Origin of the sequence: Pseudomonas sp. NPDC079086 (assembly GCF_044542155.1) — a bacterium.
GTDB lineage: Bacteria > Pseudomonadota > Gammaproteobacteria > Pseudomonadales > Pseudomonadaceae > Aquipseudomonas.
The window spans coordinates 1-12,438 of record NZ_JBITTY010000010.1 but is presented as its reverse complement, the minus strand read 5'-3'; the positions used below and the strand labels follow the sequence as shown (position 1 = coordinate 12,438).

Annotated in this window: 12 protein-coding genes, 1 tRNA gene and 1 pseudogene; 9 read left to right on the top strand and 5 right to left on the bottom strand. The window is 52.4% G+C overall.

Translation table 11 applies throughout. From position 1 onward, the window contains the following. Window positions 1-92: 92 nt before the first annotated feature. The 4 genes from ACIGEK_RS22225 to ACIGEK_RS22210 all read right to left on the bottom strand — a co-directional run bounded on the left by ACIGEK_RS22225 (window position 93) and on the right by ACIGEK_RS22210 (window position 3,489). Window positions 93-1,037 carry a DEAD/DEAH box helicase family protein gene (locus tag ACIGEK_RS22225; RefSeq protein WP_397495404.1) on the bottom strand — a complete coding sequence of 315 codons (945 nt, stop codon included), beginning with the start codon at window positions 1,035-1,037 and terminating at the stop codon, window positions 93-95. Between the two features lie 172 nt (window positions 1,038-1,209). Next, a complete protein-coding gene (locus tag ACIGEK_RS22220; RefSeq protein ID WP_397495403.1) occupies window positions 1,210-1,509 on the bottom strand; it encodes a hypothetical protein in 300 nt (99 codons plus the stop codon). Further along, on the bottom strand, window positions 1,506-1,955 hold the full coding sequence (locus ACIGEK_RS22215) for a hypothetical protein (protein WP_397495402.1): 450 nt from the start codon (window positions 1,953-1,955) through the stop codon (window positions 1,506-1,508). Before ACIGEK_RS22215 ends, ACIGEK_RS22220 begins: the two co-directional genes overlap by 4 nt. A gap of 577 nt (window positions 1,956-2,532) precedes the next feature. Further along, the gene (locus tag ACIGEK_RS22210) at window positions 2,533-3,489 is read right to left on the bottom strand and encodes a tyrosine-type recombinase/integrase (RefSeq protein ID WP_397495401.1); all 957 of its coding nucleotides are present in this window, start codon (window positions 3,487-3,489) and stop codon (window positions 2,533-2,535) included. Window positions 3,490-3,853: 364 nt separating this feature from the next. Here ACIGEK_RS22210 and thrS point away from each other — a divergent pair, with 364 nt between their 5' ends. From thrS to ACIGEK_RS22165, 9 genes are all read left to right on the top strand, one after another. Further along, window positions 3,854-5,776, top strand: coding sequence for a threonine--tRNA ligase (gene thrS / locus ACIGEK_RS22205; RefSeq protein ID WP_397495400.1), 1,923 nt, complete (start codon window positions 3,854-3,856; stop codon window positions 5,774-5,776). Further along, window positions 5,776-6,327, top strand: coding sequence for a translation initiation factor IF-3 (gene infC / locus ACIGEK_RS22200; RefSeq protein ID WP_296218155.1), 552 nt, complete (start codon window positions 5,776-5,778; stop codon window positions 6,325-6,327). Before thrS ends, infC begins: the two co-directional genes overlap by 1 nt. Before the next feature lie 60 nt (window positions 6,328-6,387). Then, window positions 6,388-6,582 (top strand): 50S ribosomal protein L35, encoded by a 195-nt coding sequence (rpmI, locus tag ACIGEK_RS22195; protein ID WP_079202156.1) that lies wholly within the window; start codon window positions 6,388-6,390, stop codon window positions 6,580-6,582. A gap of 25 nt (window positions 6,583-6,607) precedes the next feature. Then, complete coding sequence (rplT, locus tag ACIGEK_RS22190) at window positions 6,608-6,964, top strand: 50S ribosomal protein L20 (protein WP_040069108.1); 357 nt, start codon at window positions 6,608-6,610, stop codon at window positions 6,962-6,964. Between the two features lie 95 nt (window positions 6,965-7,059). Next, complete coding sequence (gene pheS, locus ACIGEK_RS22185) at window positions 7,060-8,076, top strand: phenylalanine--tRNA ligase subunit alpha (protein ID WP_090256188.1); 1,017 nt, start codon at window positions 7,060-7,062, stop codon at window positions 8,074-8,076. Window positions 8,077-8,121: 45 nt separating this feature from the next. Then, the gene (pheT, locus tag ACIGEK_RS22180) at window positions 8,122-10,500 is read left to right on the top strand and encodes a phenylalanine--tRNA ligase subunit beta (RefSeq protein WP_397495399.1); all 2,379 of its coding nucleotides are present in this window, start codon (window positions 8,122-8,124) and stop codon (window positions 10,498-10,500) included. A 3-nt stretch (window positions 10,501-10,503) separates the two neighbouring features. Then, window positions 10,504-10,806: an integration host factor subunit alpha gene (gene ihfA / locus ACIGEK_RS22175; RefSeq protein ID WP_003243414.1), complete on the top strand. Its 303-nt coding sequence runs from the start codon at window positions 10,504-10,506 to the stop codon at window positions 10,804-10,806. After that, window positions 10,787-11,143 carry a MerR family transcriptional regulator gene (locus ACIGEK_RS22170; protein ID WP_090256190.1) on the top strand — a complete coding sequence of 119 codons (357 nt, stop codon included), beginning with the start codon at window positions 10,787-10,789 and terminating at the stop codon, window positions 11,141-11,143. Before ihfA ends, ACIGEK_RS22170 begins: the two co-directional genes overlap by 20 nt. A 90-nt stretch (window positions 11,144-11,233) precedes the next feature. Beyond that, a tRNA-Pro gene (locus ACIGEK_RS22165) sits at window positions 11,234-11,310 on the top strand. A 73-nt stretch (window positions 11,311-11,383) separates the two neighbouring features. Here the strand turns inward: ACIGEK_RS22165 and ACIGEK_RS22160 are convergent. After that, window positions 11,384-12,346 (bottom strand): annotated as a pseudogene (locus ACIGEK_RS22160) (tyrosine-type recombinase/integrase); the annotation flags it as partial. Window positions 12,347-12,438: the final 92 nt, after the last annotated feature.

Here is a 12,438-nt window from a genome sequence, read left to right as displayed (position 1 = left end):
TTTGAATTCTTCGGGATAACGCGGGTTGCTCATGGCACCTCCTAATGGACCGTATTATGAGGCCTGGAGGTGTCTACGAAACTAGGGGCGATTCAGTTATACTTAACCCACTCATGCATAAAGGCTAGGCTTTCGGCATCACCAATCATTGCAGTTACACCATCTAGCCACGTATCAAGTTGCACCCCATCTTCCCAAGAGTCCGAAGTCTTCCCGTTACGCTGTCGCATGCTTTGTGTTTTTGAATACTTTCCAGTGAGGAATGGATGCAGCTCTACACGCTTGCCATAGCCACTAAATTCTGGTGTGAAAATAGAAGGTTCAAACTCCCAGCCTTGATGAAGTGCATGTACACCTAGCAAAGTATCCTTTACGTTGTTGGCTAGGATGTGAACGCTATTGGCGTAAGAGAATGCTGGTAGGAAGTCTCTATATTTGACAATGCGTACAAGTCTCTTGCCTTTGTTGCTTAGTTTCTCTACCTCAACACTACATTGGGGGGTTATTAGATTCTTAAGTACGTCAAGGGCTGAGGCGCTTAAGGCGCTAGAGTCTTTAGACTTAATCATGTTCTCGACAAGGGCTACATGCTCTGGTCTGAGTGATGCCTTTTTGTCGTCACCTATTGTTAGGTATGGGGCTAGGCTTCCTGAGTAGCTTACGCTGTCGAATAGATAGCCCTTGCAGTCTGAGACGCTAGGTACCTCATCCATTACAAGCTCCCAGCCATCCAGTAACCTAGGGTCTACTCTGCGCAGCGCCTCATGCGTAACCATGACTAGTGGGCTTGTGTTGGATGCCAGCACACTCTCTAAGTGATAGACAACGTGGTCGGTTGTCTCTGATGTCACTACTAGAGGGTTGATGCCAGCCCTTACCTTAATGTCTAGCGCCAGTTCTTTAATCAATGCGTTGGTGGGCATTGCATAAAGTAATTTGGATTTGAGTATAAGGCTCGGTGTCATCTCAATAAATTTTGTAGATTTACCACTTCCGGGGAGGGCTTCTGCTATGTGTATTTTCTTGTTATTGTTCATGCTGAGGGTGACTCTGTAAGCTCCTGTGCTTGCGCTCAGAAGGCGAGTGGTAGTTGTGGTTAGAGATGGCTTGCGAAAAGTGCTAGTAAGTAGATGCTGGTTGCTACGGCGTCAAAGGTGAATACTAAAGGGAATAGATTGGTGGCCCAGTAGAGAAGCCACCGGTAAGGATTCACTTCTTATTCTTACTCTCAGTGGTGTGTAGGTTACCGGCGGCATCCAAGTCATCAATTACTTTATGTAATGTCTGAGCTGATGTGAACTCACCTTGTAATCCGCTTAGAGGTGGGAGGTTAAGACAGGTGATTAAGCTGTATTGATTCGATTGATATTCAACCCCTTTGTAGTTCTTTACCTTGCCGACAAGCATTGCATTGCTAGCGGCTATAGCCTCTGCGTGTTGTTTGGCTTCCTCAGCACGACTAATTCGGTATTGCTCTTCTGGGGTTAACTTGTAGAGTGGGACGGTCATTGGGTTACGCCTAGCTGTTTATGGATGTTTGCCTTGATTGCTCGCATGACCTCAGTTTGATTTGCACCTGTGGCATGGATACCAGAGACAACAGATTTTGTTACCCCTGTGATTTTTCCTTGATCATCATAGGCAACAATTGATGGCTTCTCTTTGGTTGTGCGAGTGGCGTCAACTGCCATTTGTGCATTGATGCTTTCTCTGATTAGTGGGTCAGACTTGTAAAGGTTGTTAATTGTTTCTTGTTTGAGGTTGCGCATGTATTCCCCTGCTTTCTTGGAATTATTAAGAATGCCAGGAAGAGGAGTTGAGCGAGGGAGAGTAGGGCTAGCTGCATCATTGATAGTCCATCCTTGTTGTTGAGCAATAGACAATACTTCGAAAGGGGTGCGGCCAGTGGTACGAGCTAGTTCGTGTAGGTCATGCTGGGAGAGTGTCTTGGTCATTTGTTTTTCCTTAGATGTGAATAGCACGAAATTGGTATAAAGCATTGTGCTGTGGGCCTATCTTGCGTCGCTCAATAAGGCCAGTGTTTATTAGGTGTTTGATTATGGTATCTACACTGCGCCTGGGTAGGGTTGTAGCTCTGGCTAAGTTGTATCCAGAAATGGTTGCCCAGCCTGTCTCATCTGCTCCGTTCTTAATCATAAGGAATAGAATTTTACGGGGAAGGGTGTTAAGTGCTTGGTGTTGAGTGTTGATGACTTCTTGTAGTGTTACGTCCATGATTGATCCTGAGTGGTTAGCTGCTGTTCTACTTGTATGCTCTGTCTGATACTTCTTGTGTGAAAGAGCCAAGAAGGATTGTCTAGAATATCTAGTAGATACTTATCTATATCTATTTTTGAGATTTTTGTTTATTTCAATCCTGCAAATTATTTTCTAGAAACATCTCTGAGTAACCATCACCCCATAATTGGCTGTGCCTACAGTGCTGATGGTTATTGGCTTTGATGTGAAATGATTGCTAGTGGTAAGCAGGCAAAGAAAAAGGGAACTGCTGATGAGTTCCCTGTGAGGTTGTTAGTCAATCAAGTGCAGAACATCTCTAGCATTTAGATGGGAGTATCTAGCTACAGACCTCGTGTCCCTGTGTCCAGAGACAATCATGATTTGTGCATTGTTGAATCCCTTCTTAGCTACGTTTGTGATTCTTGTGTGCCGTAGCTGATGCAGTCTCACTGTGTTGTCTAGTCCTGCTTTCTCTCTGGCTCTCCTAACCGCTGTAGTGACGCTGTGAGGGGTTATTTTGAATAGCCTGATGCCTCCTATGCGTTTAGCTTTTGCAAGCTGTAGGGCATCACCTAGCAGCTCTACAGCACGCTTAGTTAAAGGCACAGACCTAGTGCCATTCTTTCCATCAACTACATCGACAATACGATCATCTAGATGGATGTGGCCAGTGGTTAGCAGGACTATCTCTGACCTTCGCATGGCTGTCTCGTATGCCAGTTCAGTTATCAGTCTTGTGGTGGGGGATAGCTCAGCAAGGATAAGCATTAGCTCCCCTTGGCTAACCACCTTGTCACTAGACTTTGATGCTTGAGGGAGCGCTATTTCAGCTAGCGGGTTAGCTACATCTATCAATAGTTCTCTCTTGGCAAACCTAAAGAACCTCGACATAAATGCTAGCTGAGTCCTGATGGTGGCTGGCTTAACTGACTTGAGGCGCAACAGCTTGAAGTCGTTTATCTGTTGAGGGGTTATGTCTTGGATGGGCTGGGGGAAGGAGAGGGATAGCTGCTCCACTAACTGCAATGCATGGTTATAGCTGCCCTTACCCTTTAGGCGAGACTCACAATAGGTCATGCCAAGGGAGTAGATGGTGTGGGTCTGGTGTTCCTTGGTGACTGCCTCAAGCTGCTTAGCCCATTGGTGTGCTGCCTCTTGGGTGGGGAAGGTTTTGGATTGTGCAGGCTTACCCTTGAGGCGTACCTGTGCGTTCCAGTTGCCGGAGGTGAGTTGTCTAATGTTAGCCATGGTGGAGCCTCTAGAGATGTGAAGGGGTGTTCTCTAGAGGGGGTGTTGTGTATAGTGCGCCACCGCTTTGGCATGACCTTGACATGGTGGGGGTCGTTGGTTCGAGTCCAATCGTGCCTACCAAAATTGGTAGAAAAAGGGTCGCTTAGGCGGCCCTTTTTTATTGGGTTCTTGCCAGCAAGCCTGGCTTTCTGCAAGCATCCGTGCGGTTAACCGTTGTTTCAAACCTCCAGTGACTCCGGTTCGGTTTTGGTTGGCTGAAAAGCTCCCGCCACTGTATGGCAGGTATACCGCCGAATCGCTTACTGGCTCATCCCAACCCATGTGGCCTTTGGTAGAGGTCACCACTAGGAGAGGAGGCGCCATGCCCATCATTACTCTTCCCGACGGCAGTCAGCGTTCGTTCGATCACCCGGTATCTGTACTCGAGGTGGCGCAATCTATTGGTGCTGGCCTGGCTAAAGCCACGGTAGCTGGCAAGGTCAATGGCAAGCTGGTTGATGCCTGTGACCTGATTGATAGCGACGCAACCTTGCAAATTATTACGCCAAAAGATCAGGAGGGGCTCGAAATCATTCGCCACTCCTGTGCGCATTTGATTGGTCATGCGGTCAAGCAGTTGTTTCCCACTGCCAAGATGGTGATCGGTCCAGTCATTGAAGAAGGTTTTTACTACGACATCGCATCTGAGCGTCCTTTCACTCTAGATGATGTGGCGGCAATCGAGCAGCGCATGCAGCAGCTGATCGAGAAGGACTACGACGTCATCAAAAAAGTGACGCCGCGCGCCGAGGTTATTGATGTCTTCACCGCCCGTGGTGAGGAATACAAGCTACGTCTGGTTGAAGATATGCCGGATGAGCAGGCTATGGGTCTGTACTATCACGAAGAATACGTCGACATGTGCCGCGGCCCGCACGTGCCGAACACGCGCTTCCTCAAGGCATTCAAGCTGACCAAGCTCTCCGGTGCCTACTGGCGCGGCGATGCCAAGAACGAGCAATTGCAGCGCGTTTACGGCACTGCCTGGGCTGATAGGAAGCAGTTGGCGGCCTATATCCAGCGCATTGAGGAGGCTGAGAAGCGCGATCACCGTAAGATCGGCAAGCGTCTGAATCTGTTTCACACCCAGGAAGAGGCGCCGGGCATGGTGTTCTGGCATCCCAATGGCTGGACTCTTTATCAGGTGCTGGAGCAGTACATGCGTGGCGTGCAGCGCGAGCATGGCTATCTCGAGATCAAGACCCCGCAGGTGGTCGATCGCTCGCTGTGGGAGAAGTCCGGGCATTGGGCAAACTACGCCGAGAACATGTTCACCACTGAGTCGGAAAGTCGTGATTACGCGATCAAGCCGATGAACTGCCCGTGTCACGTGCAAGTGTTCAATCAGGGGCTTAAGAGCTACCGCGAGTTGCCGATGCGTCTGGCTGAGTTCGGTGCTTGTCACCGTAATGAGCCGTCCGGTGCGCTGCACGGCATCATGCGTGTGCGTGGCTTTACTCAGGATGACGCACATATCTTCTGTACCGAAGAGCAGATGCAGGCTGAGTCGGCAGACTTTATCAAGTTGACTCAGGCTGTTTACGCTGATTTTGGCTTTACCGATATTCAGCTCAAGCTCTCCACGCGTCCGGATAAGCGTGTGGGTTCGGATGATTTGTGGGATCGTGCCGAGGCAGCGTTGGCGGCGGCGCTCGATAGCGCTGGGCTGGCTTATGATCTGCAGCCGGGTGAGGGTGCCTTCTACGGGCCGAAGATCGAGTTCTCGCTGAAGGACTGTCTGGGTCGTGTCTGGCAGTGTGGTACCTTGCAGCTGGACTTTAACTTGCCGGTGCGGTTGGGGGCGGAGTACGTCAGTGAGGACAATAGCCGTAAGCATCCGGTGATGCTGCACCGTGCGATCCTCGGCTCCTTCGAGCGCTTTATCGGGATTTTGATCGAGCACTACGAAGGTGCATTCCCTGCTTGGTTGGCGCCGACTCAGGCCGTGGTGATGAATATCACTGATAAACAGGCTGATTTTGCCCTCGAAGTGGAGAAATCGCTCAATCAAAGCGGTTTTCGTGCCAAGTCCGACTTGAGGAACGAGAAGATAGGCTTTAAAATCCGCGAGCATACTTTGCTCAAGGTTCCCTATCTCTTGGTTATCGGAGATCGGGAGGTTGAGACGAAAACTGTCGCCGTGCGCACTCGTGAAGGTGCTGATCTGGGCTCCATGCCCGTCACTCAATTCGCTGAACTTCTTGCGCAGGCGGTTTCCCGGCGTGGTCGCCAAGATTTGGAGTAATCATTATTAAGCGTGAAATGAGACAAGATAAACGAGCTGCACCGAAGGCCCCGATCAACGAGAATATCTCGGCACGCGAGGTTCGGTTAATTGGCGCTGAGGGTGAGCAGCTTGGGATTGTGTCAATTGAAGACGCGCTTCTTAAGGCCGAAGAGGCCAAGCTGGATCTGGTAGAGATTTCTGCCGATGCAGTGCCACCTGTTTGCAAGCTGATGGACTACGGCAAATCGATCTTCGAAAAGAAGAAGCAGATTGCTGCTGCAAAGAAAAACCAGAAGCAGATTCAGGTTAAAGAAATCAAGTTTCGTCCAGGGACGGAGGAAGGGGATTACCAGGTAAAACTACGCAACCTGGTACGTTTCCTTAGTGATGGGGACAGGGCCAAGGTATCGCTTCGATTCCGCGGCCGTGAGATGGCGCATCAGGAGCTGGGCATGGAGTTGTTGAAGCGAGTTGAAGGTGACTTGCTTGAATACGGCACCGTTGAACAGCATCCAAAGATGGAAGGACGCCAGCTGATCATGGTCATCGCCCCCAAAAAGAAGAAGTAACCACCAGGGCACGGCAGGCCTTGCGGTTATGTTTATCAACTGAATGCGGAGTATCCGAACATGCCAAAGATGAAAACTAAGAGTGGTGCAGCCAAGCGTTTTCTCAAAACCGCTAACGGCTTCAAGCACAAGCACGCTTTCAAGAGCCACATCCTGACCAAGATGTCCACTAAGCGTAAGCGTCAACTGCGCGGTAGCACCATGGTGCATCCGTCTGACGTAGCAAAAGTGGCGCGCATGCTGCGCGTTCGTTAATTGGTCAAGATAGAGGAAATTACTCATGGCTCGTGTTAAGCGCGGCGTTATCGCTCGCAAGCGTCACAAAAAAATTCTGAAACTCGCTAAAGGCTACTACGGTGCGCGTTCACGCGTATTCCGCGTTGCCAAGCAAGCGGTCATCAAGGCAGGCCAGTACGCCTACCGCGACCGTCGTCAGAAAAAACGTCAGTTCCGCGCTCTGTGGATCGCTCGTATCAATGCTGGTGCACGTGTTAACGGTCTGTCTTACAGCCGTTTCATTGCGGGCCTGAAAAAAGCGTCCATTGAGATCGACCGTAAGGTACTGGCTGATCTGGCAGTGAACGAAAAAGCGGCGTTTGCTGCGATTGTCGAGAAAGCGAAAGCCGTACTGGCTTAAGTCCCCGGCAATCACCGGGCTCGCCCGGTGCTAAACGTCACCAATAGGGGAAGAGCCTTCAAGCTCTTCCCCTATTTCGTATCTGGAGTCTGTAAATGGAAAATCTGGATGTGCTGGTCTCGCAAGCGCTTGAGGCCGTTAGCCACACCGACGATGTGAATGCCCTGGAGCAACTGCGGGTTCACTATCTGGGCAAGAAAGGCGAATTGACTCAGGTGATGAAGACCCTGGGCAATCTGTCGGCAGAAGAACGTCCGCAAGCCGGTGCGTTGATCAATGCCGCCAAGGATCAAGTTCAGGATGCCCTGAACAGCCGTAAGGCAACTCTGGAACAGGCCGCGCTGAGCGCCAAGCTCGCCGCCGAGAAAATCGACGTGACCCTGCCAGGTCGCGGTCAGACTTCTGGTGGTCTGCACCCTGTCACTCGGACATTGGAGCGCGTTGAGCAGTTTTTCACCCGCATTGGCTACGGCATTGCCGAAGGCCCGGAAGTGGAAAACGATTACCACAACTTTGAAGCGCTCAATATCCCAGGTCATCACCCGGCCCGGGCGATGCATGACACCTTTTATTTCAACGCGAACATGTTGCTGCGCACCCACACCTCTCCGGTTCAGGTGCGCACCATGGAATCGCAGCAGCCACCGATCCGCATTGTTTGCCCCGGTCGCGTTTATCGCTGCGACTCCGATATCACTCACTCGCCGATGTTCCACCAGGTAGAAGGCCTGCTGGTCGACGAAGGTGTGAGCTTTGCTGACCTCAAGGGCACCATCGAGGAGTTTCTCCGGGTGTTCTTCGAAAAGCCTCTGGGCGTACGTTTCCGTCCTTCGTTTTTCCCTTTCACCGAGCCATCGGCCGAAGTCGACATGCAATGCGTGATGTGCAGCGGCAAAGGCTGCCGCGTCTGCAAGCAGACCGGCTGGCTGGAAGTCATGGGCTGCGGCATGGTGCACCCGAATGTGTTGCGCATGTCTGGCATTGATCCGGAAAAATACTCCGGTTTCGCCTTCGGTATGGGTGTTGAGCGTCTGGCCATGCTGCGTTACGGCGTCAACGATTTACGGCTGTTCTTCGATAACGACCTGCGGTTCTTGGCGCAATTTCGCTAGCGCCCTCGCATTCCGTAATCGAATTGGTTCAGGAGAACAGACAGTATGAAATTCAGTGAACAATGGCTGCGTAGCTGGGTAAACCCGCAGGTTTCCCGCGACGATCTGGTTGCCCGCCTGTCCATGGCTGGCCTTGAAGTTGACAGCGTATCGTTGGCTGCCGGCGTATTCAGTGGCGTAGTGGTGGGTGAGGTGCTGAGCGCCGAGCAGCACCCCGATGCCGACAAGCTGCGCGTGTGCCAGGTCAGTAATGGTGCGGAAACCTTTCAGGTGGTGTGCGGCGCGCCCAATGTGCGCCCTGGTCTGAAGATTCCGTTCGCCATGATCGGTGCCGAACTGCCCGGCGACTTCAAAATCAAGAAAGCCAAGCTGCGCGGCGTTGAGTCCAACGGCATGCTTTGCTCGGCTTCTGAGCTGCAGATCAGCGAAGAAAATGACGGTCTGATGGAGCTGCCGGCTGATGCGCCGGTGGGCCAAGATATTCGTGTCTATCTGGATCTGGATGACGCCAGCATCGAAGTCGATCTGACTCCGAATCGCGGCGATTGCCTGTCGTTGGCTGGTCTGGCGCGTGAAGTCGGTGCTTTGTACGCCGCGCCTGTCACTCGCCCGGTAGTTGCGGCAGTTGCGCCGAGTCATGATGAAGTGCGCCCAGTTGAAATTCTGGCTGCGCAGGCCTGCCCGCGTTACCTCGGTCGGGTTGTACGCAATGTCGATTTGTCCAAGCCCACACCGTTGTGGATGGTTGAGCGTCTGCGTCGCGCCGATGTGCGCAGTATCGATGCTGCTGTCGACATCACCAACTACGTGATGCTTGAACTGGGTCAGCCACTGCATGCGTTCGATCTTGCTGAAATCAATGGCGGCATCCGTGTGCGTATGGCGGAGGAGGGCGAGAAGCTTGTCCTGCTTGATGGTCAGGAAGTCAGCCTGCGTAGCGATACGCTGGTGATCGCCGATCACAGCCGTGCCTTGGCCATTGCCGGTGTGATGGGCGGCGAGCACAGCGGTGTCAACGAAAAGACCCGCGATCTGTTTCTTGAAAGTGCGTTCTTCGACACCATCGCCATCGCTGGCAAGGCTCGCTCCTACGGTTTGCACACGGATGCGTCGCACCGCTTCGAGCGTGGTGTGGATTGGCAGTTGGCGCGTGAAGCCATGGAGCGCGCGACTGCGTTGCTGCTGGAGATTGTCGGTGGCGAAGCTGGGCCGATTATCGAAGCCGTCAATCAGGAGCATTTGCCGAGTGTTGCGGCGGTTACGCTGCGCGCTGAGCGCATTGAGCAGATGCTCGGCATGAAGATGGATTCTGCCGAAATTGTCCGTTTGCTGGCGGCTTTGGGCTTGGACATTCGTGCCGATGGCGAAGGACAGTGGCAGGTTGGTGTGCCAAGTCATCGCTTCGATATCAGCCTGGAAGTCGATCTGATCGAAGAGCTTGCCCGCTTGTATGGTTACAACCGCTTGCCTGTGCGTTACCCGCAAGCGCGCTTGGCTCCGCAGGCCAAGGCTGAAGCTGCAGTCGAACTACCCGCGCTGCGCCGTTTACTGGTTGCTCGTGGTTATCAGGAAGCGATCACCTACAGCTTTATCGATCCCAAATTGTTCGAGCTGTTCAATCCTGGCGTTGCTCCGCTGATGCTGGCTAACCCCATCTCCGCGGATATGGCTGCGATGCGATCTTCCTTGTGGCCAGGTCTGATCAAAGCGCTTGAGCACAACTTGAATCGTCAGCAATCGCGTGTGCGCCTCTTCGAAAGTGGTTTGCGCTTTGTCGGTCAGCTCGAAGGCTTGAAGCAAGAGCTGATGCTGGCGGGTGTGATTTGTGGTGGTCGCTTGCCAGAAGGCTGGGCGCACGCTCGTGATAATGTCGACTTCTATGATGTGAAGGCCGATGTTGAGGCGCTGCTGGCCAGTGCGGGCGCAAGTGCTAGCTTTGCCTTTGTGCTTGGTGAGCATGCCGCGTTACATCCAGGGCAAACAGCTCGGATTGAGCGTGACGGGCGTCTTGTGGGGTACCTTGGCGCAATTCATCCTGAGTTGTCGAAAGCGCTGGGCTTGGATCAAGCTGTTTTCATGTTTGAGCTGGTGTTGGGCGAAATCACTCAGGGGGTTATGCCTAAGTTTCAGGAGCTGTCCAAATTCCCTGAAGTGCGGCGTGACCTGGCTTTGCTGGTGGATCGTGATGTGCCAGCGCAGGATTTGCTTGGTTCTATCCAGGAAACGGCAGGCGAGTGGCTGACTGACCTCAAGCTATTTGACGTGTATCACGGTAAAGGTATTGATCCTGATAGAAAAAGCCTTGCTGTCGGCTTGACCTGGCAGCATCCATCGCGCACTCTAAATGACGATGAGGTGAGTACCACAACGCAAAATATTCTCACCTCCCTGGAACAAAGGTTCAACGCCACGTTAAGGAAGTAGCGTATGGGGGCTCTGACGAAAGCTGAGATGGCGGAACGTCTGTATGAAGAGCTGGGCCTGAATAAACGGGAAGCCAAGGAGTTGGTGGAGCTGTTCTTTGAGGAGATCCGCCAAGCGCTGGAACTCAACGAACAGGTCAAGCTCTCGGGGTTCGGTAATTTTGATCTGCGCGATAAGCGTCAGCGCCCCGGTCGCAATCCAAAAACAGGAGAGGAGATTCCGATCACGGCGCGCCGTGTGGTGACTTTCCGTCCAGGCCAGAAACTTAAAGCCAGGGTCGAGGCGTATGCTGGAACCAAGTCATAACGACGAACTGCCCGTAATACCCGGCAAGCGCTACTTCACCATCGGTGAAGTTAGCGAGCTTTGTGCTGTTAAACCGCATGTGTTGCGTTACTGGGAGCAGGAGTTCCCGCAGCTTAACCCGGTCAAGCGGCGTGGCAATCGCCGTTATTATCAGCGCCAGGATGTGCTGATGATTCGGCAAATCCGTGCACTCTTATACGATCAAGGTTTCACCATCGGAGGAGCGCGTCAGCGTCTTTCTGGTGATGAGGCTAAAGATGACAGTACGCAGTACAAGCAACTGATCAAACAAATGATTACTGAGCTTGAGGACGTATTGTTGGTACTTAGAAAGTAGTTACGCTATTCAAGAAAGTTTCCATATTTCAGAAGCTTAATGTATAGTTCGCGACGTTTTCAGGTATCCGAAAATAGATTCACGCCTAGTCGGGGCGTAGCGCAGTCCGGTAGCGCACTAGCATGGGGTGCTAGGGGTCGAGTGTTCGAATCACTCCGTCCCGACCATATAATTCAAGCATTAGAGCCTGGTCAGTGATGACCAGGCTTTTTTGTGTCAGGGACTTTTGCGGGACTTTTCTCATCCGGCCTTCCTCCTCAGTATTGTCAGCGCCGGCCCACGTGAGTCGGTAGCCGATATCTTGTTGGCTTCATCAATGAGCTTGCCCAGTTCTGCGCCCGAGTAGTGGCTGGTGATGCTTCCGTTCTTGTGGCCTAGCAGGGCCTTCCTGTCTTCCTCAGTTACCCCAGCAGCCCTTAATCTGCGACCGAAGGTGTGCTTCAGGTCGTGGACGCGTATCGAGGCGAAGCCTGCGGGAGCGGGGCGCAGGAACTGCTCCTGAAACCGCTTAGCCGCTCGAACCCTGGCTTTCTTCCATGCCGAGTCGTTCATTCGATGAACTGGGTTTGTTGTGCCATCGTCGTCGGGTTTTCCATAAGGGAATACCCAGATGGGGTCCAACCCTCGTTGCCCTTCGATGACAGATCTCGCCACATTGTTGAGCACCACCAATCGTTCGTCGCCATTTTTGACCCCAGAGTTCTCATGCCTTCCACCAAAGTCAGCAGGTATGAGAAAAACGCTGGTCTTGAGCTCCAGCACCGGTATTTCCCAGTCCCAACGAAGTTTTACGACTTCCTGCTCGCGAGAGCCGCTGTTGACCTTGTACAGAGCCATGCGACGCAAATGATCGGGTAGCTCGGCGAAAAGAATGGATTGTTCCTCCCAAGACATCGGGTAGGGGGAACGACTCGTTTTCTTCTCTTCAAGCTTGGTGATCATCGGCACTACGTCGAGCCAGGGACGTTTCTGCTCATCACGCCATTTCCTAGCGCAAAGATTGAGAATTCGGATAACCCGCTCTAGGGCGATGTTCACCGTCCTGAAGGAAACCCCAGGCTTTACCTTGCCGCATGGCGTTTTGCTGGCTTTCAGGCGATCTTTGATGAACGGAGTTAGCGTCTCATCATCGATATGAGTCAGAGGAATATCCCCTATATATGGATCCAGCTGCTTCAGATGGATGGCAGTGAGACCAATTGAATCGCCCCGGATTTCCTAGACACTTTCCAGGCTCAGTAAATGTCGCTTCTCGAACTCTACCGGTGACAGTTGGTTGTTGAAACCGTGTCGGC